This window comes from Luteimonas pelagia (genome assembly GCF_054776035.1).
This window is the reverse complement of the sequence record NZ_BAAHCG010000002.1, coordinates 658,491-684,892: the sequence shown is the minus strand read 5'-3', so window position 1 is coordinate 684,892 and position 26,402 is coordinate 658,491. Positions and strand designations below refer to the sequence as shown.

General features: G+C 73.0%; 23 protein-coding genes, 4 tRNA genes and 1 pseudogene. 6 read left to right on the top strand and 22 right to left on the bottom strand.

The features are described 5' to 3' along the window. Nucleotides 1–4: 4 nt before the first annotated feature. Nucleotides 5–1,294 carry a serine--tRNA ligase gene (serS, locus tag ACYU7H_RS08425; RefSeq protein ID WP_460813821.1) on the bottom strand — a complete coding sequence of 430 codons (1,290 nt, stop codon included), beginning with the start codon at nt 1,292–1,294 and terminating at the stop codon, nt 5–7. A 124-nt stretch (nt 1,295–1,418) separates the two neighbouring features. Between serS and ACYU7H_RS08420 the strand changes: the two genes are divergently transcribed. Beyond that, nucleotides 1,419–2,111 carry an energy transducer TonB gene (locus ACYU7H_RS08420; RefSeq protein ID WP_460813819.1) on the top strand — a complete coding sequence of 231 codons (693 nt, stop codon included), beginning with the start codon at nt 1,419–1,421 and terminating at the stop codon, nt 2,109–2,111. 22 nt (nt 2,112–2,133) lie between these two features. Here ACYU7H_RS08420 and aroA read toward each other — a convergent pair whose 3' ends face one another. Next, nucleotides 2,134–3,492: a 3-phosphoshikimate 1-carboxyvinyltransferase gene (gene aroA / locus ACYU7H_RS08415; RefSeq protein ID WP_460813818.1), complete on the bottom strand. Its 1,359-nt coding sequence runs from the start codon at nt 3,490–3,492 to the stop codon at nt 2,134–2,136. Nucleotides 3,493–3,496: 4 nt separating this feature from the next. Beyond that, nucleotides 3,497–4,582: a 3-phosphoserine/phosphohydroxythreonine transaminase gene (serC, locus tag ACYU7H_RS08410; RefSeq protein ID WP_460813816.1), complete on the bottom strand. Its 1,086-nt coding sequence runs from the start codon at nt 4,580–4,582 to the stop codon at nt 3,497–3,499. Nucleotides 4,583–4,738: 156 nt separating this feature from the next. Here serC and msrP point away from each other — a divergent pair, with 156 nt between their 5' ends. Both msrP and msrQ read left to right on the top strand, forming a co-directional pair. Further along, nucleotides 4,739–5,719: a protein-methionine-sulfoxide reductase catalytic subunit MsrP gene (gene msrP / locus ACYU7H_RS08405; RefSeq protein WP_460813814.1), complete on the top strand. Its 981-nt coding sequence runs from the start codon at nt 4,739–4,741 to the stop codon at nt 5,717–5,719. Then, on the top strand, nt 5,716–6,357 hold the full coding sequence (gene msrQ, locus ACYU7H_RS08400; RefSeq protein ID WP_460814018.1) for a protein-methionine-sulfoxide reductase heme-binding subunit MsrQ: 642 nt from the start codon (nt 5,716–5,718) through the stop codon (nt 6,355–6,357). Before msrP ends, msrQ begins: the two co-directional genes overlap by 4 nt. On the opposite strand, the gene ACYU7H_RS08395 is transcribed toward msrQ, so the two are convergent. Beyond that, nucleotides 6,326–7,081, bottom strand: coding sequence for an FHA domain-containing protein (locus ACYU7H_RS08395; RefSeq protein WP_460813812.1), 756 nt, complete (start codon nt 7,079–7,081; stop codon nt 6,326–6,328). The genes msrQ and ACYU7H_RS08395 overlap by 32 nt on opposite strands. 83 nt (nt 7,082–7,164) lie before the next feature. On the opposite strand from ACYU7H_RS08395, the gene ACYU7H_RS08390 reads away from it, so the two are divergent. Then, complete coding sequence (locus ACYU7H_RS08390; protein WP_460813810.1) at nt 7,165–7,440, top strand: polyhydroxyalkanoic acid system family protein; 276 nt, start codon at nt 7,165–7,167, stop codon at nt 7,438–7,440. Between the two features lie 77 nt (nt 7,441–7,517). Further along, nucleotides 7,518–8,519 (top strand): restriction endonuclease, encoded by a 1,002-nt coding sequence (locus tag ACYU7H_RS08385; RefSeq protein ID WP_460813809.1) that lies wholly within the window; start codon nt 7,518–7,520, stop codon nt 8,517–8,519. On the opposite strand, the gene ACYU7H_RS08380 is transcribed toward ACYU7H_RS08385, so the two are convergent. The 4 genes from ACYU7H_RS08380 to ACYU7H_RS08365 all read right to left on the bottom strand — a co-directional run bounded on the left by ACYU7H_RS08380 (nt 8,513) and on the right by ACYU7H_RS08365 (nt 12,224). Further along, complete coding sequence (locus ACYU7H_RS08380; RefSeq protein WP_460813807.1) at nt 8,513–10,321, bottom strand: O-linked N-acetylglucosamine transferase, SPINDLY family protein; 1,809 nt, start codon at nt 10,319–10,321, stop codon at nt 8,513–8,515. The genes ACYU7H_RS08385 and ACYU7H_RS08380 overlap by 7 nt on opposite strands. A gap of 72 nt (nt 10,322–10,393) precedes the next feature. Then, nucleotides 10,394–10,468 (bottom strand) — tRNA-Val (locus tag ACYU7H_RS08375). A gap of 92 nt (nt 10,469–10,560) precedes the next feature. Then, nucleotides 10,561–11,877, bottom strand: a complete 1,317-nt coding sequence (locus tag ACYU7H_RS08370; protein WP_460813805.1) for a type II toxin-antitoxin system HipA family toxin — start codon at nt 11,875–11,877, stop codon at nt 10,561–10,563. After that, a complete protein-coding gene (locus ACYU7H_RS08365) occupies nt 11,874–12,224 on the bottom strand; it encodes a helix-turn-helix domain-containing protein (RefSeq protein WP_460813804.1) in 351 nt (116 codons plus the stop codon). Before ACYU7H_RS08365 ends, ACYU7H_RS08370 begins: the two co-directional genes overlap by 4 nt. A 149-nt stretch (nt 12,225–12,373) precedes the next feature. Between ACYU7H_RS08365 and arsC the strand changes: the two genes are divergently transcribed. Continuing rightward, complete coding sequence (gene arsC, locus ACYU7H_RS08360; RefSeq protein WP_460813803.1) at nt 12,374–12,742, top strand: arsenate reductase (glutaredoxin); 369 nt, start codon at nt 12,374–12,376, stop codon at nt 12,740–12,742. Here the strand turns inward: arsC and ACYU7H_RS08355 are convergent. The 14 genes and pseudogenes from ACYU7H_RS08355 to ACYU7H_RS08290 form a co-directional block, all read right to left on the bottom strand. Continuing rightward, nucleotides 12,739–14,358, bottom strand: coding sequence for an FMN-binding glutamate synthase family protein (locus ACYU7H_RS08355; RefSeq protein ID WP_460813801.1), 1,620 nt, complete (start codon nt 14,356–14,358; stop codon nt 12,739–12,741). The genes arsC and ACYU7H_RS08355 overlap by 4 nt on opposite strands. A gap of 49 nt (nt 14,359–14,407) precedes the next feature. After that, nucleotides 14,408–14,494, bottom strand: a tRNA-Leu gene (locus ACYU7H_RS08350). A 107-nt stretch (nt 14,495–14,601) separates the two neighbouring features. Further along, nucleotides 14,602–14,675: transfer RNA gene (locus ACYU7H_RS08345), tRNA-Cys, on the bottom strand. Nucleotides 14,676–14,755: 80 nt separating this feature from the next. Beyond that, nucleotides 14,756–14,831 (bottom strand) — tRNA-Gly (locus tag ACYU7H_RS08340). A gap of 36 nt (nt 14,832–14,867) precedes the next feature. Continuing rightward, entirely contained in the window at nt 14,868–15,503 is a 636-nt protein-coding gene (gene pgsA, locus ACYU7H_RS08335; protein ID WP_460813800.1) for a CDP-diacylglycerol--glycerol-3-phosphate 3-phosphatidyltransferase, read from the bottom strand. Beyond that, nucleotides 15,500–17,356: an excinuclease ABC subunit UvrC gene (gene uvrC / locus ACYU7H_RS08330; protein ID WP_460813799.1), complete on the bottom strand. Its 1,857-nt coding sequence runs from the start codon at nt 17,354–17,356 to the stop codon at nt 15,500–15,502. The genes pgsA and uvrC overlap by 4 nt, the downstream gene beginning before the upstream one ends. Further along, complete coding sequence (locus ACYU7H_RS08325) at nt 17,353–18,774, bottom strand: hypothetical protein (protein WP_460813797.1); 1,422 nt, start codon at nt 18,772–18,774, stop codon at nt 17,353–17,355. The genes uvrC and ACYU7H_RS08325 overlap by 4 nt, the downstream gene beginning before the upstream one ends. Nucleotides 18,775–18,808: 34 nt before the next feature. Next, nucleotides 18,809–19,321 carry a low molecular weight protein-tyrosine-phosphatase gene (locus ACYU7H_RS08320; protein WP_460813795.1) on the bottom strand — a complete coding sequence of 171 codons (513 nt, stop codon included), beginning with the start codon at nt 19,319–19,321 and terminating at the stop codon, nt 18,809–18,811. Then, nucleotides 19,321–20,100: a 3-deoxy-manno-octulosonate cytidylyltransferase gene (kdsB, locus tag ACYU7H_RS08315; protein ID WP_460813794.1), complete on the bottom strand. Its 780-nt coding sequence runs from the start codon at nt 20,098–20,100 to the stop codon at nt 19,321–19,323. Before kdsB ends, ACYU7H_RS08320 begins: the two co-directional genes overlap by 1 nt. A 59-nt stretch (nt 20,101–20,159) precedes the next feature. Beyond that, entirely contained in the window at nt 20,160–21,176 is a 1,017-nt protein-coding gene (lpxK, locus tag ACYU7H_RS08310) for a tetraacyldisaccharide 4'-kinase (protein ID WP_460813792.1), read from the bottom strand. Between the two features lie 3 nt (nt 21,177–21,179). After that, nucleotides 21,180–22,925 (bottom strand): lipid A export permease/ATP-binding protein MsbA, encoded by a 1,746-nt coding sequence (msbA, locus tag ACYU7H_RS08305; RefSeq protein ID WP_460813790.1) that lies wholly within the window; start codon nt 22,923–22,925, stop codon nt 21,180–21,182. Beyond that, nucleotides 22,922–23,365, bottom strand: a complete 444-nt coding sequence (locus ACYU7H_RS08300; protein ID WP_460813789.1) for an ExbD/TolR family protein — start codon at nt 23,363–23,365, stop codon at nt 22,922–22,924. Before ACYU7H_RS08300 ends, msbA begins: the two co-directional genes overlap by 4 nt. A gap of 13 nt (nt 23,366–23,378) precedes the next feature. Beyond that, nucleotides 23,379–24,002 (bottom strand): MotA/TolQ/ExbB proton channel family protein, encoded by a 624-nt coding sequence (locus tag ACYU7H_RS08295; RefSeq protein WP_460813788.1) that lies wholly within the window; start codon nt 24,000–24,002, stop codon nt 23,379–23,381. Beyond that, nucleotides 23,896–26,401 (bottom strand): annotated as a pseudogene (locus tag ACYU7H_RS08290) (DNA internalization-related competence protein ComEC/Rec2); the annotation flags it as partial. The pseudogene ACYU7H_RS08290 and the gene ACYU7H_RS08295, both read right to left, overlap by 107 nt. Nucleotide 26,402: the final 1 nt, after the last annotated feature.

Genomic DNA, 26,402 nt, shown 5'->3' with positions numbered 1-26,402 from the left:
GCGGTCAGCCGATGCGCGCGCTTCCGCCCATGTAGGGCCGCAGGGCCTCCGGAACGTCGATGGTGCCGTCGGCGCGCTGGTAGTTCTCCATCACCGCGATCAGCGCGCGGCCCACGGCCACGCCGGACCCGTTGAGCGTGTGGACGAGCTCCGGCTTGCCGGTGTCGGGGTTGCGCCAGCGTGCCTGCATGCGGCGGGCCTGGAAGTCGCCGCAGTTCGAACAGCTCGAGATCTCCCGGTACGTGCCCTGCGACGGCAACCAGACCTCGAGGTCGTAGGTCTTGCGCGCGGCGAAGCCCATGTCCCCGGTGCACAGCAGGACGCGCCGGTACGGCAGCCCGAGGCGTTCCAGCACCGCCTCGGCCGCGCGCGTCATGCGCTCGTGCTCGGCGTCGCTGTCCTCCGGCCGGGTCACGGACACCAGTTCGACCTTCTCGAACTGGTGCTGGCGGATCATGCCGCGCGTGTCGCGGCCGTGGCTGCCCGCCTCGGCGCGGAAGCACGGCGAGTGCGCCACCATGCGCAGCGGCAGGCGCGACGCGTCGACGATCTCCTCGCGCACCGTGTTGGTCAGCGGAACTTCGGCTGTCGGGATCAGGTAGCGGCGCGACGCGCCTTCGCCACCGCCGACGTCGGTCGCGAACAGGTCGTCCTCGAACTTCGGCAGCTGGCCGGTGCCCTGCATGGCGTCGGCGTTGACCAGCAGCGGCACGCTGGTCTCCTCGTACCCATGCTCGCCCACGTGCAGGTCGAGCATGAACTGCGCGAGCGCGCGATGCAGCCGGGCGAGCTCGCCACGCAGCACCGTGAAGCGCGCGCCGGACAGCTTGGCGGCGGTCTCCGCGTCGAGCCATCCATGCCGCGCGCCGAGCGCGACATGGTCGAGGACCTCGAAGTCGAACGCGCGCGGCGTGCCCCACAGGGCCTGCTCGACATTGTCGGACTCGTCCTTCCCCTGGGGCACCGACGCGTCCGGCAGGTTGGGCAGGCCGAGCGCGAGCGCCTCGAGTGCGCTCCGGATGTCCCCGAGTCGCGCCTCGTCCGCCTCCAGCTCGGCCTTCAGGCCAGCGACTTCCTCCAGCACCGCCGAGGCGTCCTCGCCACGGGACTTCCGCATGCCGATCTCCTTCGAGAGCTGGTTGCGGCGGTTCTGCAGGGCCTGCGTCCGGACCTGGATCTCCTTGCGCGCCTCTTCGCGGGCCCGGATCGATTCGACGTCGAGCGTGAAGCCGCGGGTGGCGAGGCGGCCGGCGGTGTCGTCGAGCTGGGAGCGGAGGAGGACGGGGTCGAGCATCGGGCCACCGGGACGCGGGGAAACCGCGATTATCGCCCGATGCGCGCGGGATGCCGAGGGCGACGCGGCGCACATGGGGCCGTGTGCCAGAATCGCCCCCCGGTCCTCCCCGCCCCGGACACCCATGCCCGAACCGACGCCGACGCCGTCCAACGACACCGAGCGCCTCGCGAAGCCGCGCCCCGCGCGCCGGTCGAGCGTCCACGACTGGCGACCGTCGCGACGTGGCCTGCTCCTGATCGCGGCCGCCCTCGCCATCGGCCTGGGCCTGTTCGCGGTCGTCTGGCGGCAGGACCGTGCGGACTTCTACACCGTGGACCCGGTGATCGGGCCGCGCGCGGACGACGGCTACGCGCCCCTGCCCGCACCGTTGCCCGCGGGCCGCCCTCGCGGCGCGAGCGGGATGGCCGACGCCGATTCGCGCGAGCGCGAGGCCGCGCGCATCGAGGAGGAACAGGCCCGCATCGAGCCCCCGGAAATCGAGCCGGAGGTGGCGCCGGACGTCCCGCCGCCGCAGGCCGCGGCACCGCTGGCCGCGGGTGCGTCGCCCGAACCCATCCCCGGGCAGAGCCCGCCGCCGGACTACCCCCGCCGCGCGCTGCGTCGAGGGATCGAGGGCACGGTGCTGGTCCGCGCGGAAGTCGGGCCGGATGGCGTGCCGGTGTCGGTGAGCCTGGTGCAGGGCAGCCGGTCGCGCGAACTCGACCGCGCCGCGCTCGACGCGGTCCGCCGCTGGCGCTTCCGTCCCGCGCAGGTGGACGGACGCCCCACCGTCGGCAGCGTGGTGGTGCCCATCGAGTTCCGCGCGCGGCGCTGACGCACGCGGCTCGCCGCCGCGGTCAGCCCCTCGGCTGGGCGGGTTCCAGGCCGAAGCCCGCCTCGACCGCCATCGCATCGAAACCGGGGAACGACGTCGCCACGTTGGCCACGTCCGCCACGAGCACCTCCTCCGCGGCGCACTGGCCGAGCACCGCGAACGCCATCGCCAGGCGATGGTCCCCGTGGCTGTCGACGCCACCGCCCTGGATCCGTCCGCCGTGGACCACGGCGCCGTCCGGATACTCGTCGACGCGGATGCCGAGGTTGCGCAGCCCGTCGGCCATGCCCGTGATGCGGTCCGACTCCTTGACCCGCAGTTCGGACGCGCCCCGCACCAGGGTCGCGCCGCTCGCGCAGGCGGCGGCCGCGAACAGCACCGGGAACTCGTCGATCATGTCGGGCACGTGTTCGTCGGGCACGCGCACGCCGCGCAGCGGCGCATGGCGCACCCGCAGGTCGGCCACGGGTTCGCCACCCGCTTCGCGCACGGCCTCGACCGCGATGTCGGCGCCCATCGCGCGCAGCACGTGCAGCAGGCCGGTCCGCCTGGGGTTGATGCCGACGCCCGGGAGCCGGACGTCCGATCCGGGCACCAGGGTCGCGGCGAGGACGAGGAAGGCCGCGGACGAGAAGTCGGCGGGGACGACCACGTCCCGCGCCACGAGGCGCGAACCGCCCCGCACGCTCGCGCGCCCGGGCGAGAACGCGACGTCGGCGCCGAACGCCGCCAGCATCCGTTCCGTGTAGTCGCGCGTCGGCCGCGGTTCGCGGACGGTCGTCGTGCCGTCCGCGCGCAGTCCGGCCAGCAGGATGGCGGACTTGACCTGCGCGCTCGCGACCTCGGTCTTCAGGTCGATCGGTCGCAGTCGGTCGTGGGCGCGGATCACCAGCGGTGGCATCCCGCCGGCCGCCGCGCCGATGCGGGCGCCCATGCGCGTCAGCGGCTCCACCACGCGACGCATCGGGCGCCGCGACAGCGACGCGTCGCCGACCAGCACGGAGTCGAAGGGTTGCGCCGCCAGCAGGCCGGCGAGCAGGCGCATCGCGGTGCCGGCGTTGCCGCAGTCGAGGGGGCCGTCGGGCGCACGCAGGCCGTCCAGTCCGACGCCATGGACCACCCGCACGCCCGCCGACGGCATGTCGATGCGCACGCCCAGGCGCTCGAGGATCGCAGCGGTCGCACGCGTGTCCTCGCCCTCCAGGAAGCCCTCGATGCGCGAGGCGCCGTCGGCGATCGCCGCGAGCATGAGCGCGCGGTGGGAGATGGACTTGTCGCCCGGGACGTCGAACGTGCCGCGGATCGGCGCCGACGGCCGCGCCAGCCAGTCCTGCCTGGCAGCCGGTTCGCCCGCGGCGGGCGTGGCGCCGGTGTCGTCCATCGCCTCAACCATGCCGGGCGGCGAAGTCGCGCATGAAGTCGACCAGGGCGCGCACGCCCGCCTCGGGCATCGCGTTGTAGATCGAGGCGCGCATGCCGCCAAGCGCCCGGTGTCCCTTCAGCGAGATCAGGTCCGCCTCGCGGGCCTCGCGCAGGAACGCGGCTTCGAGCACGTCGTCGTGCAGGAAGAAGGGAACGTTCATGCGCGAGCGCACCGGCGCGGCGACCTCGTTGCGGTAGAAGCCGCCGGACCCGTCGATCGCGGCGTAGAGCATCTCCGCCTTGCGCGCATTGCGACGCGCGAATTCCTCCACGCCCCCTTCGTCCAGCATCCAGCGCACCGTCAGCCCGAGCAGGTACCAGTTCCACGTCGGCGGCGTGTTGAGCATCGAGTCCTTCGCGGCGTGGGAGCGGTAGTCGAGGATGTCGGCCCGCGGCTGCCCGTCGCGTTCGAGCAGCGCGCGGTCGACGATCACCACCGTGATGCCCACCGGCCCGAGGTTCTTCTGCGCGCCGGCGTAGATCAGCCCGTAGCGCGACACGTCCACCGGGCGCGACGCGATCGAGGAACTGAAGTCGGCGACGAGCGGGACGTCGCCGGTCGACGGGGGACCCGGGAATTCCACCCCGTGGATCGTCTCGTTGTCGGTGATGTGCAGGTACGCCGCGTCGGCCACCCGTTCCCACGCCCGCGCATCGGGGATGTCGCGGAACCCGCCCCGCTCGCCGGAAGCCGCCACGTGCGTGGCGACGTAGGGCGCCGCCTGCTTCAGGGCGGTCCTGGACCAGTGTCCGGTGACCACGTAGTCCGCCGGCTGTCCCGGTGCGGCGAAGTTCAACGGAATGAGCGCCTGCTGCGTGGTGGCGCCACCGGAAAGGAACAGCACCGCGTGCGAGTCCGGGATCGTCAGCAAGGCGCGCAGGTCCGCTTCCGCGCGCTCCGCGACCTCGAGGAATTCCGGTCCGCGGTGGCTCAGTTCGACGATCGAAGCGCGGGCATCGCGCCACTCGAGCATCTCGTCCGCTGCCTGGCGCAGGACCGGCTCGGGCAGCGCGGCGGGACCGGCGCTGAAATTGAAGGCTCGCGACATCCGGCGCTCCGGCGAATTCGGGAAGGGTTGGCGCGGGCGTAACGCACCGTTGGCTAGTATGCCGCAGGCGCCCCGCCCGACCGCCGCCGAACGGCGGCGCATCCGCGCGCCGGGGCACCCCGTACCACGGACAGCGCTGCAGCCCGAGAGGCCGACATGTCCCTGCGTGAACTCCGAGATGCCCTGCGGATCCCCGCCTCCGCCATCACCGACGCGGCGGTGTACCGCGACCGGCGGCGGCTGCTCGGGGCGATGGCGGCCGCGCCGGTGCTCTCCGTCGCCGGCTGCGCCGGCGCGCAGGAGCCGCCGCCCCCCGCCCGCGCGGCGATCCCGCGGGCCGTCGCGCGCACCGGGTTCGATACCGACGAGACGCTGACCAGCGAGCGCGACGTCACCAGCTACAACAACTTCTACGAGTTCGGGACCGGCAAGGAGGATCCCTCGGAGGCGCCGCGCACGCTGGTGACCGACCCCTGGTCGGTGAAGGTCGGCGGCGCCTGCGAACGTCCCGGCACGGTGTCACTCGAGCAGTTGCTCAAGGGCGGCGCCAACGAGGAGCGGACGTACCGGCTGCGTTGCGTGGAAGGCTGGTCGATGGTCATCCCGTGGCTCGGCGTGCCATTGGCCGGGGTGCTGGCGCGCTTCCGGCCGACGTCCGCCGCGAAGTTCGTCGCGTTCACCACCCTGGCCGACGCGAAGCAGATGCCCGGCATCCGCTATCCCGCGCTCGACTGGCCCTACCGGGAGGGCCTGCGCATCGACGAGGCGATGCACCCGCTCGCGTTCCTGGCCACCGGCCTGTACGGCAAGCCGCTGCCGCAGCAGAACGGCGCGCCGCTCCGGCTTGTCGTGCCGTGGAAATACGGCTTCAAGAGCATCAAGTCGATCGTGGCGATCGACTTCGTCGAGCGCATGCCGCCGACCAGCTGGAACATGGCGCAGCCGCGCGAATACGGGTTCTTCTCCAACGTGAACCCGCTCGTCGACCATCCCCGGTGGAGCCAGAAGACCGAGCGCCGCATCTCCGGCACGGCCAGCCGGCTGTTCGCGAACCGCATCGAGACCCGGCTGTTCAACGGCTACGCGATCCAGGTCGCCCATCTCTACCAGGGCATGAACCTGCGGAGGTGGTTCTGAGCCGGCGCGCGTCCGGAAGCCTGGTCGCGGCCAAGGCCCTCGTCCACCTGCTGGCGCTCACGCCGCTCGCGATCCTGGCCTGGCAGTTCGTCGACGTGTGGCGCACGGGCAGCGACGCGCTCGGCGCCGACCCCGTGGCGGAGATCGAGCATCGGCTGGGACTGTGGGCCCTGCGCCTGCTGCTGGCGACCCTGGCGATCACGCCGCTGCGCCAGCTGACGGGCCAGCCCGTGCTGGTCCGGTTCCGCCGCATGCTCGGGCTGTATGCCTTCGCGTACGCGACGCTGCACTTCACCGCGTACCTCGCGCTCGACCTGCGCGGCTACTGGTCGCTGGTGTTCGAGGAGATCGCCGAACGGCCGTACATCACCGTCGGGTTCGCCGCCTGGCTGCTGCTGGTGCCGCTCGCGCTGACGTCGACGACAGGGTGGATCCGGCGGCTCGGCCGCAACTGGGCGCGGCTGCACCGGCTGGTCTACGCGATCGCCGCCCTCGCGGTGCTGCACTTCTGGTGGGTGGTCAAGACGGACGTGCGCGAGCCGCTGCTCTACGCGGGGATCCTGGCCGTCCTGCTCGGCTGGCGCGCGTGGAAGCGCGTCGCCCCTCTCACGGCCCGCCGGACAACAGCAGCAGGCTGAGCAGGCCGGCGAGGACGAGCGCCGCCCCGAGCAACCACGGCAGCCGCCGCAATCCGCCGGCGGCGGCGCCGCGACGCGCGAGGGGCAGCGGCGCTTCCGCTTCCGCTTCGTCGGGTGGAAGGTCGCGGGCCGGGCGCGGCCGTCCCGGCGACTCGAGCACGAAGCGATGGTGCCCGTCGAAGACGACCTGGTCGCCTGCCCGCAGCCGCGCGTGCCCCACGCGCTCACCGTTGACCAGGCTGTGCTCGTCCCCGCCCAGGGGTTCCAGGACCACCCCGTGGCCGTCCGCCTCGAGCCTGGCGTGCCGCTCGGGGAACGCGGGGTCGTCCACCCGGATGTCGCAGTCGGACCGGCGACCGACCGTCCTGGGACGGTCGAGCGTGATGCACCGTCCGTGGTAATGCCCGCCCACGCCGCGCAGGACCAGGCGCGGGGCTGGCGTGCCCGACCCGCTTCCCTCGTCGCCGGGTGCGTTCGCGGCAAGCAGGTGCACCTCGCGCCCATCCAGCCAGAGCGTGTCGCCGATGCGCAGCATCGCCATGCGCCGGACGGGGCGTCCGTTCACCAGCACGCCGGACGCATCGGGGTCCACCTGCAGCCAGGCGCCCCGACGGTCCAGGCACAGGCGCACGCCGCCGTGCCGGCCCGGCAGTTCATGGCTGCCGTGCCCGAGCACGCGGTCGTCCGGTTCCTCGCCTGCGGTGCGGATTCTGATCTGTTCCACGCCGCGCGAATCTAGCACGCGGCGGCAACTTGGAAGCGGCGTCCGCGGCGCGCACAATCAGGCACCCCTGGGACGGACACGCCATGGCTTCGATCGACATCCAGCACGCCCATGCCCTTCCCGACGCGCAGGCCCGGATGGAGGTCGAGGCGTTCGCCCGGCGGCTCGCGGAGAAGTTCGGCCTGGACTGGCACTGGGACGGCGAAGTCATGCGCTTCAACCGCAGCGGCGTGGACGGACGGATCGCCCTGGGGCCGGGGCAGCTTCGCGTGCACGCGAAGCTCGGGATGCTGCTGTCGGCCATGAAGGGGCCCATCGAGGCGGAGATCCGCCGTGCGCTTTCGGAGCGGTTCGTTTGACCGCTTCCGTCACGCCGCTGCCGTAAGATCGCGCCTCCGGTCCCGGAACCGGAACCGGGGACACACAGGAAGGAACGATGGCGTACGGATGGATGCTCGGACTGGTCGTCGCGCTCGCGGTCGGCGTCGGCGCGGGCGCCTGGCTCTGGACCGTCGGCCGCCGGCGCGACGAGGCCGCCGCCGGGCTCGCCGCACTCGCGGGAATGCGGTGGCGCGAGTTCTCCCACTTCGTCCTCGATGCCATGCGCCACCGTGGTTTCGAGATCGACACGGATGCCGAATCGCTCGAGCGCGGCCAGCAGTCCGACTTCATCCTCCAGCGGCCCGGCGGATCGAAATCGCTGCTGTCCTGCAAGCATGGCTCCAACTACCGCATCGACGCACCGGCGGTCGCCGAACTGGTCTCGGCGATGCGCTTCAACGACGCGACGGGTGGCGTGCTCGTCACGACGGGGCACGTCGAGGCGGGTGCGCGCGCGGCGGCCGAGCGGGCCCGCGTCGAAGTGCTCGGCGGGACCGTCCTGTGGGACGAACTGCGCGGGTTCCTGCCCGACTCGCTGCGCGAATCGCTGCAGCTCCAGGCCGATGCGCAGGCCCGGCGTCGCATCGTCATCGCGGGCCTGGGCGCACTCGTGGTCGGCGTCGCCACGGCATTCCTCACGGGCGGCAGCCCCGAACCGGCACCGGAACCACCTGCACCCGTGGTCCGCACGCCTCCCGCCCCCGCTGGCGCGCGCGCCGGCAACCGCCCGCCCCCCGCCACGGCGCCGCGCACCGCCGCGCCCGCGACGCCGCCGGGACAGGCCGTGGAAGAATCGACGGCGGATTCGGCCGCTCGCCAGGACGCGGAACGCGCCGAGATCGCCCGCGTGGTCGCCGCCCTGCCGGGCGTCGAGACGGCGTCGTGGCCGACGCGCTCCACCCTGCTCGTGGTGCTCATGCCGGGCGCGGGGGACCAGGTCGAATCGATCTGCACCGTGGTCGAGCAGTACCCGGACCTGCGGACCTCGCGGCTCCAGTTGCAGCCGCCGGAGGGCAGTACCGCGCCGGTGCGCTTCCGGCAGTGCGCCGTCTACTGACCGGCCACGCGCGCGCCCAGCGGGCCCGTCCGGCCCTCGATCGCGGCCTGGCGCATCTCCCGCAGCAGTGACTCGAGGTCGCGGGCGGTGACCTCGGGCCGGAACACGGCCGCGTCCTCGACATGCGCCCGGACCCGCTCGCGCAACGCGCGTCGCGCACCTGCGTCGTTCCCCAGCGCGACCGCCATGCCGACCAGCGCGTCCCGGTCCGCGGCGATGCACTCGCGCAACCCCGTCGCCGACAACAGGCTGGCGGCCATCCTGCCGACGAACGCCTCGCCGGGAAAGGTGAGCAGCGGCACGCCTGCGCGCAGGGCGTCGCTCGCGTTGGTGCCCGCGTTGTAGGGCCACGTGTCCAGGGCGATGTCGGCCAGCTGGAGCCGCGCGAGGTGCGCCCGGCGATCCAGCCTGGGGGCGAAACGCAGCCTCGCAGGATCGACGCCCCGACGGGCGGTTTCGGTCCGGAGGTTGGCGATCGCCGCCTCATGGCGGGGCGTCGCCAGCCACAGCACGCCCCCCGGCACCTCGCGGAGGATCGCGCACCAGTCGTCCCAGAGGTCGGGGTGCAGTTTGTAGACCTCGTTGAAGCTGCAAAAGACCACGGCATCCGGCGGCAAGCCGGCATCCGCGCGTGCCGGCGGCGGATCCAGGGCCTCGAGCCCCGCGTTCGGCTGGAAGCACCGGGGCATCCGGGCGATCGACTCGCTGAAATCCGCGTCGGTGCCGGGCGGCGCCACGACGGGATCCGCGATCACGTAGTCCGCCAGCCGGGGCTCGCCGAGCGACCCCACGTAGCCGATCCAACTCGCGATCACCGGCGCGGGGCGCCAGGCGAGGATCCCCGGCCGGCCATGCTGGGTGTACCCGTTGAGGTCCACCAGCACGTCGATCCCGTCAGCGGCGATCGCCTCCGCGGCGGCCCGGTCGGACAGTGCCCCGATGTCGACGAACCGGTCCGCTGCCGCGACGGCGGCATCGCGCCATGCGTCCCGTACCGGCGGCCCGTGGCCGTACAGCACCACTTCGACCGCGTCCCGGTCGTGCGCCGCGATCACGTCCAGCACCAGGAACGACACCGCATGGTGGCGGAAGTCGGACGACACGTAGCCGATGCGCATGCGTCCCGCGCGCAGCGGATGGGCGCGGGACACCAGCGGGTCGGCCGACAGGGTCGCCCCCCATTGCGAACGGGCGAAACGCACGCCCGCATCGCGGATGCGCGCGGACGGCACCCCGGGCAGCGACAGGAGGATGAAGGGCGCGAAGTCGACCCGGTCCCGGTCCGCGAACGCGGCGAGGAGCGTGTCGGTCGAGGGAACCGCACCCGGATCCCAATCGGCGAGATAGCGCCGGAGGACGTATGCGTTCCCGAGGCTCTTGGTGTCCCGCGGGTCGAGCGCATGCGCGCGGCGGTAGTCGTCCAGCGCCTCCGGCAGCCGGCCTTGCCCTTCGCGCAGGCCCGCGCGCTTCTGCCAGGCGATCGCCAGCCCGGGTTCGCGGCGCAGCGCCTCGTCGAGCGCCGCCTCCGCGGCGGCGGGCCGGCCGGCCTTCTGCTGCGCACCGGCGAGGTTCGCAAGCACGCCGGCGCCCGCACCCCGTTCGACGGCGTAGCGGTAACAGGTGATCGCGGCATCGGGATCGCCGCCCTTCTCGTGGACGACGCCCGCGAGGTTCCAGGCCGCGACGTGCCCCGGTTCGGCATGCAGGAGTTCGCGCAGGATGGCCATCGCCCGCTGCAGGTCGCCCCGCTCGAGCGCGGCGCTTGCCGCGGCGTATCGCGCGTTGGACTGGTTCCCCGTCATGGAACCCCCGGCGCCCGGCGTGCCGGGACTCGACAGACAACGGGCCGGCAGGTGCCGGCCCGTTGCATTGACTGGTGGGCGGTGCAGGGATCGAACCTGCGACCCTTGCCGTGTGAAGGCAATGCTCTACCGCTGAGCTAACCGCCCGGATCGCCGGCGCCACCGCGTTGCGCGGCGTGCCCGGGACGAGTCGGGCGCGCAGTATAGCGGAATGCCGCGCGGGTGGAAGCCGGCGGGCGTCAGTTCGCGGGCAGGATGCCGAGCCGGTGGGTCGCGCCGATCGCCGCGCTCACGCCCCCGGGGACGGCTGCCGCATCGGCGAACTGCCGCCATTTCGAGACCGCCCGCGTGACCTGGTCCAGGATGGCCTCCGCGCGTCCGCGCTTCATCGACGCCGACCTGGCGCAGGCGCGGAAGTCCCCGATGTCGAAGCCGTCGCGCTTGCCGTTGAGCGACATCTGGTGCCGCGACGTCCACGCCCCCGCGGGGTTGTGCGCGTAGCTGAGGTCGAAGGCCGGGGCCAGGGACCAGCGGCCGGCGCGGTCCATCAGGAAGGCGATGTTCTTGACGTGGTCGTCCTGGTTGCGCGCGACGATGTTGAAGCACATCCGCCGGAACAGCGCCTCGACGTCGCCGGCCGGCAACCCGAGCCGGCGCACGACCTGCAAGGCCTGTTCGTAGCCGTGCGCGCCGGCCCGGTTGTAGTCGAAGTGGGCCAGACCGCCGAGCGAGGCCATGTGCAGCTTGCCGCCGCCTTCGAGCCGGTCGAAGCGCCGCGTCATGAAGTGGCGCCGGCCGCCTTCCTCCAGCAACCGGCACCGGGTCATCGCGATGCCGGCCTCCAGCGCCATCAGGTGGTACGCATATTCGATCGCGCCGAAGCCCTGCGGATCGTCGAGTTCCCGGTCGCGATTGCCCACCACCCCGTCGAGCTTGAGCAGCCAGTGCGAGAAGCCGGGCGACGCGTCGGCCTGCCCGGACCGGACCTCGCCGGTGGTTTCGTTCCACGCCACCAGGGCCTTGGCGCGCGCACCGGCCGCCGAGGTGCCGACCCGCAGGATCCCGCGAAGCGCCTCGGCCTTCGCGGGATCGTCGGCGAACGAGGCCTGCAGGTCGCGCCGGTGGGACAGCACGTCCGATGCCAGCGCGACGAGGGCGTCGACGTGGACCTCCGCCGCGCGCGTGGCGCGCGGGCCCGTCGACGGCCGGAACTCCAGCGCCCCCATCCCGCGGGCGCCGACGTAGCACAGCCGCTCCACCGCATCGAAACTCCCGGGCTGGCGACCCTGCGTCGCCAGCCAGGCATCGATCAGCGTGTTGCCGAAGCTGTCGGGCAGCGCATCCGCGAGCAGGCCGGGCAGCCCGTGGAAGCTTTCCCTGGCCAGTTCCGGGAAGGCGTAGACGCGCCCGGAGAGCGGCATCGCCAGCGGCGCGACCTCGATCCCGCTCCTGGCGAAGTCCGGGTCGTACTGGAACCGCGCGCAATCGTCGCCTTCGTCCAGCGCGACCGCGCCGATCGTCCGGCCCCAGAGGCGGACCTCGGCGACGGTGCTCACTGCCCCGCGTCCCAACGCCAAGGCGCGCGCCCGCTGCCGGCGGATGCGTCGCCCGAAGCACGCCGGCGGGGCCGGCCCCCGCCCCGCAGCAGTTGCATCGGACCCGGTCCGGCAGGCGGCAGCGCCGTTTCCAGGCCGCCCAGGGCGTCCAGCGCCCTGAGCACGCGCACGAGGTTCACCGTCTGCGTCGATGCGCCGCCTTCCAGGCGCTCGAGCGTCCGCTTCGAAATCCCCGCCTCGGCCGCGACATCGGCCTGGGTGCGGTCGCACGCCAGGCGCAGGCCGGCCAGCCGCGCCCCGAGTTCGGCCAGAATGGCCGCGTCATCCATCCCGTGCCCGATCTTCATCGTCGACGTCCTCATCGCACGCGAGAGCAGGACTCGCCACTGATGGCGAGTTATACGCCGAACGCTCCACCACATCAAATCGCCATATATGGCGATTTATGCGCCTGATACGCTTTTAATCGTCATTCTTGTCGCTTACAGGAACACCCATGGACCCGTCTCCCCGCCTTTTCCACAACCCGCGCTGCTCGAAGTCCCGCGAGGCGCTGCACCTGCTGGCGTCACGGAACGTCGGATTCGAGGAGGTGCGCTACCTCGATACGCCGCCCTCGCGCGAAACCCTCGGGTGGCTGGCGCAACGGATCGAAGGCGGCGCGCGCGCCATGGTCCGGAAAGGCGAGCCCGCCTTCGCCGCCCATGGCCTGGACCGCGACGGCGTCGGCGACGACGCGATCCTCGACGCGATCGCGGCCGATCCGTCCCTCCTCGAACGCCCGATCCTGGTGGTCGGCGAGCGCGCCGTCATCGGGCGCCCGCCGGAGCGGATCCTCGAACTGCTCGGAAACGACGCCGGCTAGCGCGTCCCGCGCAGTGCGACCACGCGCGGGGGCGGCGCGAACGAGTCGCTGCGCGAATCCGCCCAGAAATCCTGGAACACGGCGTGACGCGGCACGCCCTCGAGCAGCTCGCCCGGCTCGAGGAACCAGTACTGCGCCGCGAGCGAGCGGATCTCGGTCGGCGCGACCCGGCGCAGGATGTGCTCCGGGCCCAGCTGGGACGGGTGGTCCAGGCCCGCCGCGCACAGCAGTTCCTTCAGCGCGTGCAGGGTGTTGCGGTGGAACGCATGCACCCTGGCGCCCTTGTCGGTGACGTCCAGGTTGCGGAACCGCGCCGGATCCTGGGTGGTGATGCCGGTCGGACAATGGTCCGTATGGCAGGCGCGCGCCTGGATGCAGCCCAGGGCGAACATGAACCCCCGGGCCGCGTTGCACCAGTCCGCGCCCATCGCCATGGTCCGCGCGATGTCGAACGCACTGACGATCTTCCCCGCGGCCGCCAATCGGATCCGGTCGCGCAGTCCGAGTCCGACCAGGGTGTTGTGCACCAGCATCAGCGCCTCGTGCATCGGCACGCCCACGTGCTCGATGAATTCCACCGGCGCCGCGCCGGTCCCGCCCTCGGCGCCGTCGACCACGATGAAGTCCGGGAGCGTCCCCGTCTCGCGCATGGCCTTCGCGATGCCGAACCATTCCCATGGGTGCCCGATGGCCAGCTTGAAGCCGGTCGGCTTGTCGCCCGCCAGTCGGCGGATCCCCTGCAGGAACTCCAGCAGCCCGATGGGCGTCTCGAACGCGCTGTGCTGCGGGGGCGACACGCAGTCCACGCCCATCGGCACGCCGCGCGCGGCGGCGATCTCCGCGCTGACCTTGGCGGCGGGCAGCAGGCCACCGTGGCCGGGCTTGGCGCCCTGCGAGAGCTTGATCTCGATCATCCGGACCTGCGCGTCGGCGGCGTTCGCCGCGAAGCGCTCCGGATCGAAACGGCCCTCGGCGTCCCGGCATCCGAAGTAGCCCGAACCGATCTCCCACACCAGGTCGCCGCCGTGCGCGCGGTGGTAGGCGGAGATCGAGCCCTCCCCCGTGTCGTGGTAGAAGCCGCCCAGCTTCGCGCCCCGGTTCAGCGCCCGGATCGCGTTCTCCGACAGGGAACCGAAGCTCATCGCGGAGATGTTGAACACGCTCGCCGAATAGGGGCTCGCGCGCTCGCCGCCGACGAGCACGCGGAAGTCGGTCGAATCGATCGCGCTGGGCGTGATCGAGTGGTTGATCCACTCGTAGTCGGTCGCGTACACGTCGTGCAGCGTGCCGAACGGCCGGGTGTCGTTGACCGATTTCGACCGCTGGTAGACCAGCGCGCGCTGCTGGCGCGAGAACGGCACCTCGGCCGTGTCCGCCTCGATGAAGTACTGGCGCATTTCCGGGCCGATCGACTCCAGCCCGTAGCGGAAATGCGCGAGGATCGGATAGTTGCGCCGGAGCGTGCTGCGCCGTTGCAGCAGGTCGATGGTCCCCACCAGGACGAGCGCGCCGGCAACCGCCACGCCCCAGGCCCAGTGCGCGCTGCCCCAGGCCCAAAGGACCAGGAAGGCGGCCAGGGCGACCAGGGCGGCGGCGTAGGCGGCATGGCGCGACATCAGCGCAACCTTAATCGATGCGACGTCGGATGCCGGCGAAGGCGCGGCCTGGTGCCCGGGGCGGGACTCGAACCCGCATGGCCTCGCGGCCGGCGGATTTTAAGTCCGCTGCGTCTACCGGTTTCGCCACCCGGGCCGGCCGCGACATGGTGCCGCATCGCGGCCACGCCGGGAATCCGCGGGGAGCGACGCGCAAAAAGAAACCCGCGCCATGGGCGCGGGTCGCAAGTCGCGATCATGAACTGGAGGCCAGGGTCGGAATTGAACCGGCGTACGCGGCTTTGCAGGCCGCTGCATAACCACTCTGCCACCTGGCCGGTGACCGGTCCGGACACCGGATGATCCTGCGGTGGGCCGGAAGAACAAAGCCCCGGCGAACCGGGGCTTTGCCGAAACCTGGAGCGGGAAACGAGACTCGAACTCGCGACCCCGACCTTGGCAAGGTCGTGCTCTACCAACTGAGCTATTCCCGCGGAGGAAGCGGAATTCTACTGGCCGCCGCCGCCCTGTCAACTCCCGCCGCGGGTCTCCGGGCCGGTTGCGACGCCGTTGCGGGCATGCTCCTGGGCGCGCAGCGCGGGCCAGGCCGCGCGCAGGTATTCGAATCCGGACCAGAGCGTGAGCAGCGCGGCCGCCGCGAGCAGCCAGTCGCCGACCACGAACACCGTCCGCCCCATCCACGGATCGACGTACACGGGCCGGTCCGGCCGCAACGCGTACAGCAGGCAGACCAGCGCGACCATCTGGACCACGGTCTTGATCTTGCCGATGTTGGCGACCGACACGCGGGCGCGCTGCCCGAGTTCCGCCATCCACTCCCGCAGCGCGGACACCGCGATCTCGCGGCCGACGATGACCGCCGCCCACAACGCCATCCACGGCGTCGGGTGGGCCTGCACGATCAGGAACAGCGCGGTGGCCACCATGAGCTTGTCGGCCACCGGGTCCAGGAACGCGCCGAACGCCGAGTACTGGTCGAAGCGCCGCGCGATCCAGCCATCCAGCCAGTCGGTCACCGCCGCCAGCGCGAAGACGAACGCCGCGGCGAAGTTCGTCCACTTGAACGGCAGGTAGAACACCAGCACCAGGACCGGGATCAACACGATCCGCATCAGGGTGAGCATGTTGGGGATGGTGGGCTTCATGCGTCTGGATCGGATGCGGGCGCAGGCAACCCGTGAAGGGTCGCATAGATGCGGCCGGCAAGTGCGGCATTGATGCCCTCGACCCGCGCGAGGTCCTCCACGCCCGCGGCCTTCAGCCCCGCGAGCCCGCCGAAATGGCGAAGCAGGCTGGCCCGCCGCCGGGGACCGATCCCCGGGATGTCCTCCAGCCGGCTCGACGTCCGCGCCTTCTGCCGCTTGCCCCGGTGGCCGGTGATGGCGAACCGGTGGGCCTCGTCGCGCACCTGCTGGATGAACTGCAGCGCGGGCGACGCGGCGCCGGGACGGACCTCCCGTCCGTCGTCGAGCAGCAGGGTCTCGTCGCCGGCGCGCCGTTCGACGCCCTTCGACACGCCGACCAGCGCCAGGCCCGCCACGCCGAGTTCGGCCAGCACGCTCCGCGCCTGCGCCACCTGCCCCGCCCCGCCGTCGATCAGCAGCACGTCCGGCAGCACGCCGTCCTCCTCCACCGCGCGACGGAACCGCCGCCCGAGGACCTGGTGCATCGCCGCGTAGTCGTCGCCCGGCTCGATGCCCGTGACGTTGAACCGGCGGTACTGGGCGCGCACCGGCCCGGACGCGTCGAACACCACGCACGAGGCGACCGTGGCCTCGCCCATCGTGTGGCTGATGTCGAAGCACTCGATGCGCGCCGGCGGTTCGTCGAGCCCGAGCAGGGCCTGCAGCGCGGCCACCCGGGCCTGCTGGCTCGCCTGGCTGGACTGTTCCGACGCCAGCGCCTGGATCGCGTTGCGCCGCGCGATGTCGAGGTAGCCGGCGCGCGCGCCCCGGACGCTGGCCTTCACCACCACCCGCCGGCCCGCCGTCTCTGCGAGCGCATGTTCCAGCAGCGCACGGTCCGGGATGTCGCGGTCGAGCACCACCTCCGGCGGCGGCGGCTGGCTGCCGTAGTACTGGGAGACGAACGCCGACAGGACCTCTTCCGGCTCCGCCCCGTTGGTCTTCGGGAAGAAGCTGCGCGTGCCCAGGTTCCGGCCGTCGCGGAACGCCAGCAGGGTCACGCAGGCCGTGCCCGCGTCCGTGGCCAACGCGAGCACGTCCAGGTCCGCGGCCCGCCCGTCGACGAACTGGCGCGACTGCAGCTTGCGGAGCGTCGCCAGCAGGTCGCGCAGCCGCGCGGCCTCCTCGAAATCCAGGCGCTTGCTGGCCTGCTCCATCTCGGCCACGACCTCGTCCAGCAGCTCGTCGCTGCGTCCTTCCAGGAACAGCACCGCGCGGCGCGTGTCGTGCGCGTAGTCGCGTGCGCGCACCAGGCCGACGCACGGCGCGCTGCAACGGCCGATCTGGTACTGCAGGCACGGGCGCGACCGGTTGCGGAACACGCTGTCCTCGCAGGACCGCAGGCGAAACAGCTTGTGCATCAGGTTCAGCGTCTCGCGAACGGCCCAGGCGCTGGGGTACGGGCCGAACAGCCGGCCCGGGCCGGACAGCGCGCCGCGGTGGAACGCGAGCCGCGGCCAGGCTTCGTCCGTCAGAAGGATGTACGGGTAGCTCTTGTCGTCGCGCAGCAGCACGTTGTAGCGCGGCCGGTGCGCCTTGATCAGCTGGTTCTCCAGCAGCAGCGCCTCGGACTCGGTCCGGGTGACCGTGACCTCCATGCGGGCGACCTGCGCGAGCATCGCGGCGATGCGCGGCGACTTCGGCCCCGCGTTGAAGTAGCTCGCCACGCGCTTCCTCAGCGCACCGGCCTTGCCGACGTAGAGCACGCCGCCGTCCGCGCCGAGCATCCGGTAGACGCCCGGCGCGGTCGGCAGTCCGCGGACGAAGGCCTTGCCGTCGAAGGCGCCGGACGGTTGCGCCGGTCCGTGCGTCATTCGCCGACCGGCACGTGGTGCAGGGCCCCGGTGTCGGGGTCCATCCGCAGCACGGCATGCGCTTCGGTGTCGGCGATCCAGACCGCGCCGGCGCCCACGGCCAGGCCCGCGGGACCGTGCAGCGGGCGGGGGAGCACATGGGTCGAGAGCTCGCCGCCCCCCAGGCGCAGGCTGCGCAGCCGGTCGTTGCCGGTGTCGGCGATCCAGAGCAACGGCGCCGAGGCATCCAGCGCGATGGCCTGCGGGGCCTGCAGCCGCGCCTCGGCGCGCGCACCGTCCGCGCCGCCCGAGTCCCAGGGGCCGGTGCCGACGAGCGTCTGGACGCGGCCGTCGCCGGTCCGCAGCGAGCGGATGGCCGACCCCGCCGAGTCGCAGACGTAAAGCACTTGGCCGACGATCGCGAGGTCCACCGGCTGGGCGAATGCGGCGTCCATCCCCTTGCCGTCCCGCACGGCGAGCGAACCGTCGCCCGCGACGCGTTCGAGCCTGCCGTCGCGCAGGTCGTATGCCCAGACCGCATTGGCGCCCGCCTGCGCGACATACAGGTGGTCGCGTCCCATCACGACGCCACGCGGCGTGTCCAGGCGCGGCACCGGCGCGGCTTCGACATGCCCGCCGGCGGTCGCGCCCGCCTGTCCTGCCCCATGGAGGGTGGTGACTTCGCCGCTGCGCAGGTCGATGCGGCGCACCGCGTGGTTGCCGGCGTCGGCCACGTACAGCGCTTCGCGGTCCAGGCAGAGGCCGTGCGGCCGGCGGAACGCGGCATCCTCGCCCGCGCCGTCGATGTGGTCGGCCGACCCGGTGCCGAACACACGCAGGATCCTGCCGCCGTGGGAGCACTCCAGCACGCGGTGGTGGCCACTGTCGGCAAGGTAGAGGTACTCGTTCGTCACCGCGAGGCCGACGGGGAAACGCAGCGGCAACGCGGGGTCCGCGCTGCGCCGCGCCGGCGCCTCGTCCACGAAGTCGGGCACGGGCAACGCGTCCGCGTGGGCATCGAGCGCCCGTTCGAACGCATCGAGCGCGACATCGCCGCACTGGCGCAGCGCGATGCGACCGGCGCCGTCCACCAGCACGACCGTCGGCCAGGCCTCGATGCCGTACTGCTGCCAGGCGACCCAGTCGGGATCGTGCACCACGGGCAACGTGATGCCCTGCCGCTCCAGTTGGCGGCGCATGCGCCGCGGGTCGCGCTCGTGGTCGAAGCGCGGCACGTGGATGGCGAACGCCTGCGCGCGCGTGGCGTAACGGCGCGCGAGGGCTTCGAGCCGGCGCAGCTGCCGCTCGGACCATGCGGACCCGAGGTTCACGAACGCGAGCAGCGTCAGCCCGCCGGGACGCGGGATGGCGGACCCCGTCCCGGTCGCGTTGAGCCACTCGAGCCGGGCGGGAATCGCGGGTGCGATCGCTGCGCTCACGGCGCCTCCTGACTGGCCAGTGGTGCCGAGCGCATTATGCGCCGCCCTCCAGCGGCGTCGACGCCAGCCGGCGCGCGATCTCCGCGGCCGCCGCGTCGATCCGTCGCCAGACCCCTTCGAAGTCGTCGACGCCACCGGTGTAGGGATCGGCGAGATCGAGCCGGCACGGATCGCCCGGCAGGTCGGACGGCCCGCCGCCCGGCCAGGCCCAGTCCAGCATCCGCACCGCGCGCCCGCGGGCGTCGGCGGGCGCACGCCGCGCCACCTCGCGCAGGACGCTCGCGTCGGCGCAAAGCAGCCAGGCATGGGCGTCGTAGTCGGCGCGCACGATCTGCCGCGCGCGCTGCATCGAGATGTCCACGCCGTGTCGCCGCGCGCAGGCGATCGCGCGCGGGTCCGGCGGCGCGCCGACGTGCCAGTCACCGGTGCCGGCGGAGTCCACCTCGACGCGCCCCGCCAGCCCCGCGGACGCGAGCCGCGACCGCAACGCGCCCTCGGCCATGGGCGATCGGCAGATGTTGCCCAGGCAGACCACCAGAAGGCGCATCACGCCGACCCTGCGAGCCGGGCCTCGGCGCGCGCGAGGTCGTCGGCCGTGTCCACGCCGGGCGGGAACGCTTCCGGCGCCAGGCCGACGGCGATGCGCACGCCCGCCTCGAGGGCGCGCAACTGTTCGAGCGATTCGATGCGCTCGAGGCGCCCGGGCGGCATCGTCGCGAACCGGCGGAGGAAACCCGCCCGGTACGCGTAGATGCCGATGTGCCGCAGCCACGCGCCGGCGTCGCCCGACGGGAGCCGCGTGGGCTCGGTCGCGAAGCCGTCGCGATGCCAGGGGATGGGTGCGCGACTGAAATAGAGCGCGAACCCGGCGTCGTCGCGCACGACCTTGACGGTGTTCGGATCGAACAGCATCGCCGCGTCCTCGACGGGCGTGGCGAGCGTCGCCATCGACGCGCCACTGCCGGCGAGCGTCGACGCCACCGCGCGGATGCCCGAGGCCGGTGCGAACGGCTCGTCGCCCTGGAGGTTGACCACGATCGTGTCGTCCTCCCAGCCCGCGATCGCGGCGCATTCGGCCAGGCGGTCGCTGCCGGACGCATGGCCGTCGGCGGTCATCGCGACATGGACGCCGGTGCCATCGAGCACCTCGGCGATGCGCGCGTCGTCGGTCGCGACCCACACCGCGCGCGCGCCCGCCGAGAGGGCGCGGCGCGCGACGTGCAGGACGAGCGGTTCCCCCGCCAGCAAGCGCAGGGGCTTGCCCGGCAACCGGCTTGCGCCGTGGCGCGCCGGGATGGCGACGATGAAGTCGGGCGGGATCGACATGCCGGCGGCCTCCTGCGGAAGGGATCAGGGTAGCCGCGCGCGATCCGGGCGCAAGCGGCTCAGGCGGGCACGGGACGCGCGCGCGCGATCCGCTCGAGCAACGCGACCCAGAACGCCTCGGGCAGCTCGGCGTCCACCGGCACCACCCAGGCGTCCGGCCCCGCGAGATCCGCGCACTTCACCGCGTCCTTTTCCGTCATCAGCACCGGCAACCGGCTGCCGAACTCGAAGTCGCACGGCGCGAAGGCATGGTGGTCCGGGAACGCATGCGGCACGACCGCGATGCCGGCGGCCCGCAGCATGTCGAAGAAGCGTTCCGGATGCCCGATGCCCGCGATGGCGTGGACGCGCTGGCCGGAGAAGGCGGAGAGCGGGCGCGACCGTCCGCCGCGCAGCGGACGCGCCTCGCCGTGCCGCAGGTGCATCGGCCAGCGTCCGAACCCGGCAACGATGCCTCCCCCTGCGCCCCCGCCAAGATTCACGACGCGGAAGTCGCACGCTTCCGCGCGGGAGGCGGGTTCGCGCAGCGGGCCGGCCGGCAGGAGCCGTCCGTTGCCGTAACGGCGCGCGCCGTCGACCACTTCGATCTCGACGTCGCGCGCGAGCCGGTAGTGCTGGAGGCCGTCGTCGCAGACCACGACGTCGCAGCCGGCGTCGACGAGCGCGCGCGCGGCGGCGACCCGGTCGGCATCCACGCGCACCGGGACGCCGGCGAGCCGCGCGAGCATGACCGGCTCGTCGCCGCCGGTCTCGACCCCGGTTCCCTCCGTCACCCAGGCACCGCGGGACGCGTCGCGCCGTCCGTAGCCGCGGCTCGCGATCCCCGGCCGCCATCCGGCCTGGGCCAGGCGCCTTGCCAGCGCGACGACCAGGGGCGTCTTTCCCGAACCGCCGGCCACGAGGTTGCCGACCACCACCACGGGCGCCGGCACGCGCTGCATGCGTCGCCAGCCCGAGAGGTACGCCCGGCGGCGCAGGCTCGCGATCGCGCCGTACAGCGCTTCGACCGCGCGGGCCCACGCGGGCACCGGCGCGTCCCCGTACCAGTACGCGGGCGGATCGAATCGGCGCGGCACGCCTCAGCCCTCGCGGAACTGCATCTGGTGCAGGCGGCTGTAGAGCCCCCCGTGCGCCAGCAGTTCGGCGTGGGTGCCCTGCTCCACCAGCCGGCCCTCGTCGAGCACGAGCACCTGGTCGGCGTGTTCGATGGTCGAAAGCCGGTGCGCGACGACCAGCGTCGTGCGGTCGGGCATCAGGTGGTCGAGCGCGTCCTGCACCAGGCGCTCGGACTCGGTGTCCAGCGCCGCGGTCGCCTCGTCGAGGATCAGGATCGGCGCGTCGCGCAGGATCGCGCGGGCAATCGCCAGTCGCTGGCGCTGGCCACCCGACAGCAGCGCGCCGTTCTCGCCCACCGGGCTGTCCAGGCCCGCCGGCAGGCGCTCGATGAACTCCCATGCATTCGCGGCCTGGGCCGCGCGCCGGATCGCATCCCGGTCCGCGTCGCCGCCTTCCGCGTACGCGATGTTCGCGGCCACCGTGTCGTCGAACAGCATCACCCGCTGACCGACGAGCGCGATCTGGCGGCGCAGGTCGTCGAGGCGGTACTCGCGCAGCGGCACCCCGTCGAGCGTGATCCTGCCGGCGGTCGGTTCGTAGAAACGCGGCACGAGCCGCGCCAGGCTGGTCTTGCCGCTGCCCGAGCGTCCCACGATCGCGGTGACCGTGCCGGGGCGCGCGGTGAAGCTGATGCCGTGCAGCGCCGCCGCGTCGGTGCCGGCGTATCGCAGCGAAACGTCGTCGAACACGAGTTCGCCACGGGCGCGCGCGATCGGCTGCCGCCCCTCGTCGGGTTCCTCGGCGCTGTCGAGCACCATGAAGATGCGCTCGGCGGCCGCAACGCCGCGCGAGATCGCGCTCTGCACGCCGGTGATCCGGCGCAGCGACGGGATGATGCCCATCATCGCGGTCATCAGGGTCACGAACTCGCCGGCGTTCAGGCGGCCCTGGAGCGCCTCCCGCGTGGCCACCCAGACGATCGCCGCGAGCGCGGTGGCGGCGAGGATCTGCACCAGGGCGGAGGCGGACGCCTTGGTCGCGTCGACCTTGAGGTTCAGCCGCAGGATCCGGTTGGCGATCCGCGAGTAGCGCGCGCCCTCGAACGCCTGCGCGCCGTGCACCTTGACGTCCTGCTGCGCCGCCAGCGACTGCTCGGCCGTCTGCGCCATCTGCGCCATGCCGTCCTGGATGCCGCGGCTGATCCGGCGGTAGCGCCCGCCCACGTACCAGACGATGCCGCCGATCAGCGGCGCGATCACCAGCATCGCGACGGTCACCTTGACCGAGGTCGCCAGCATCACGCCCAGCAGGTAGACCACCACCAGCGTGTCGGTGACCATGATCTTCAGCGCGTCCGCGCTGGCCTGGGTCACCTGCTCGGTGTCGAAGTTCAGCCGGCTGACCATGCCGGGCACGGATTCGGTGTCGAAGTGCGACGACGGCAGCCGCAGGTACTTGCCGAGGATCCGCTCGCGCAGGTCGCGGACCACGCTGCGCCCGGTGCGCGCCATGCCGTAGTCGGTCACGAACGTCGCCACGCCACGGACCAGGAACAGGCCGACGATCATCAGCGGCAGGCGCGTCGCCGCGCCCGGCTGGGGATCCACGAAGCCCTGGTTGACCAGGGGTTCCATCAGTTGCACGAACAGGCCGCCGGCGACGGCCTCCACCACCATCGCGAGCAGCGCCAGCGAAAGCAGCGGCCAGTAGCGGCCGGCGTGGCCGAGCAGGCGCCGGTAGATGGGCCAGGGCGAGGTCGTCCCGTTCACCGCGCCTCCGCCGGCGGGCCCTTGACGGTCTCGGGCGCGGTGCCGATCGACACGCGCACGAAACCGAGCTGGCCGAGTGCATCCAGCGCCGTCACCACGGCCTGGTGCGGCGTGCGTGCGTCGGCGCGCAGTAGCACCGCACGCTCGCGATCGTCGCCCGCGACCTCCTCGAGGGTGCGCTTGAGCGTCTCCACGTCGCTGCGGAGCGCCTCGCGGTCCTCCACGAAGTAGCGCCCGTCGGCGTTCACCAGCACGGTCAGCGGCGCGTCGGCCTGTTCGACGGGCGCGCCGGTCGCACGCGGCAGCTCGAGCTTGAGCATCGAGCGCGCGTCGAACGTGGTGGTGGCCACGAAGAAGATGATCATGACCAGGATCACGTCGATCAGCGGGACGAGGCTGATCTCCGGCTGGTCCTCCACCCGGTGGTCGCGGATGCGCACGCGGCCGCCCGGCTCAGGCCTGCGGGGCGCGCGGCGCGCGCGGGTCGAGCACGTCCAGCAGAAGCGTCGCCTCGTGCTCCATCTCCACGAGGTACTCGCCGATGCGGCCGCGGAAGTAGCGGTGGAACATCAGCGCCGGGATGGCCACGATCAGGCCGGCCGCGGTGCTGATCAGCGCCTTGCCGATGCCGCCGGCCAGCAGGCCGACGTCGCCGACGCCGTGGTCGAGGATCCCCATGAACATCTGGATCATGCCGACCACCGTCCCGAACAGGCCCAGCAGCGGCCCGATCGCGGCGATCGTGCCGAGCGTGTTGAGGAAGCGTTCCATCCGGTGCACGAGGTGGCGGCCCACGTCCTCCACGCGCTCGCGGACCTGTTCCCGCGGGCGGTGGCGGATGTCGAGCGCGGCGGCCAGCAGGGCGCCCAGCGGCGAGGTCGCGCGCAGCGACTGGATGTGGCCCGGGTCGAGCTTGCCGCGCGCGGCCCAGGCGCGGACCTCCTCGCCCAGGCCGGGCGGCAGCACGGTGCGCCGGCGCAGCGACCAGAACCGTTCGACGATGATCGCCAGCGCGATCGCCGACAGCAGCAGCAGCGGAATCATCGGCCAGCCGCCGGCCATCACCAGTTCCAGCACGCACGTCCTCCGGCCCCGTGGGCCCCTCGATCCGGCCGACAGGATACCCCGGTGCCCCCGCCCCGCCCGCGGACCGCGTCCCATGCCCGGGCATGCGTCGCGCGCCGGCCCTCGACCGTGGTCCCGCGGGGACCGATCCGCAGCCGCAGCGCGCCCGTGTCGGCGGTGTTGGCCACTGCGACGCCGGCGTCCCGCCAACGGGCCACGACCTCCGGGTGCGGCAGGCTGAACCGGCCGCCGCTCCCCGCCGCGACGAGCGCGAAGCGGGCCCCCGCCGCGGCGACGAACGCAGGATCCGACGAGCCCCGGCTGCCATGGTGCGCCACGACCACCACGTCGGCGGCCACCGCGCGCGGATCCCGGCGCACGAGCATGCGTTCGACCGCCTTGCCGATGTCGCCGGCCAGCACGGCGCTGCCATGCGCGGCCTCGATGCGGAGCACGCAGCTCGCCTCGTTGCCGAAGTAAGGGAACGCCGGGGGAGGATGCAGGAACCGGAATTCGACGCCATCCCAGGTCCAGGACACCCCGGCGACGCAGGGACGGTCGCCGGCAACCGGGGAGCCTTCCGGCGCCCACGCGGCATCGACACCGAAGGCGCGCTGGACCGACGGCCAGCCGCCGGCATGGTCCGCATCGCCGTGGCTGATGACCGCCGCATCGAGCCGGCGCACGCCCCGCGCACGCAGCGCGGGCACGACGACCCGCTCGCCCGCGTCGAAGCCCGCGTCCACCGCCGGCCCCATGTCGTAGAGCAGCGCATGGCCTTGCGTGCGCACCAGGACCGCCAGACCGTGGCCGACGTCGAGCACTTCCAGCTCCACGTCGCCATGCGCGGGCAGTTGCCGTGCCGGCCACAGCAGCGGCAGCCAGAGCAACGCGGCGAGCGGCTTGCCGGGCACGCCGCGCGGCAGCAGGAGCCAGAATGCCCCGGCCAGTGCGAGCGGCAGCGCGAACCACCGCGATTCGGCCGGCCACCACAGGGCCAGCCCGGTCCCGTGGAGCCATTCGAACAGCGGCCAGGACAGGTCGAACGCCCACGCCGCGAGCGACCACGCCCAGGCACCCGCGCCGGGATGGATCGCCTCGAGCCCGGTGCCGACCAACGCGAGCGGCACGACGACCAGGCTCCACCAGGGCACCGCGACGAGGTTCGCCAGCGGGCCCGCCAGCGAGGCCTGGTCGAACAGGAACACCGTCAACGGCAGCAGTCCGATGCTCGCCACGACCTGCGCGTCGAGCAACCCGCGCACGGGATTGCCCACCACCCGCGGCAGGCACCACAGCAGCCAGGCCACGCCCGCGAAGCTCAGCCAGAATCCGGCGCCGAGCAATGACAGCGGATCGACGAGCACCACCGCGACCACGGCAAGCGCCAGGGCACCCGTGGCGCCGTGCGCACGGCGCGACACGCGGGCGCCCACCACGATCGCCACCATCAGTGCCGTGCGCACCGTCGGCAGCGCGAACCCCGCGACCGCCGCGTAGCCGACCGCCCCCGCGAGCGCGGACAACGCCGCCGCGTGCGGCCGTGGAATCCGCTTCGACAACCCGGGGCAGCACCACCACAGCGCGCTGCCGAGCAGCGCGACGAACCCTGCGACCAGCCCGACGTGGAAGCCCGAGATCGCCACCAGGTGGGTCAGGCCGTTGGCACGCAGCACGTCCCAGTCGTCGTCGCGGAGCGTGCGGGTGTCGCCCAGGGCGAGCGCGCGGACGAAACGCGCGGACGGCGATTCGACGGCGCCGGCGATCCGTGCCGACATCCGTTCGCGCCATGCGTGGATGCCCGTGGGCCCGGCCAGCAAGCGCGCGGTGGCCGTGTCGCGGACGTAGCCGGTCGCGATGATCCGCGCGGCGAGCGCATGGCGCTCTGCGTCCGCGCCGCCCGGATTGCGCAGGCCGCGCGGGCCGCGCAGCCGGACGTCGAGGGCCCACCGGCTCCCGGCGGCGAGGTCCCTGCGCGCCGAGGAGGCCTCCGCACCTTGCCCGCCCCAGCCGTCGTACCACGCCAGGCGGACCCGCCGGCCCCGCAGCGAAGGCGGCACGGGCGGCGCGTCGTCGACCCGGAACAGGAACCGCGTGCGCCGCGTGCCGTGCTCCGGGAGGCCCGCGATGCGCCCCGTGACGCGGACGTCCGTCCCCGCGTCGTCCGCCGGCAGTTGCGCGGAGAGCACCCACGCCGCGTGCAAGCCGGTGACGACGGCGCCGGCCAAAATCACGGAGGCCAAGCGAGCGACGACATGCCGGCGCATCGCCAGCAGGCCCGCCACCAGCACGGCCAGGGCACCCCAAGGTGCAGGAGGCAACGCGGGCAACGCCAGGCAGCCGACGGCTCCGGCGAGCAGGGCGATGGCGATGGCGACCAGCGAAGGCGGCGTCCCTGCCGCTCCATCCATG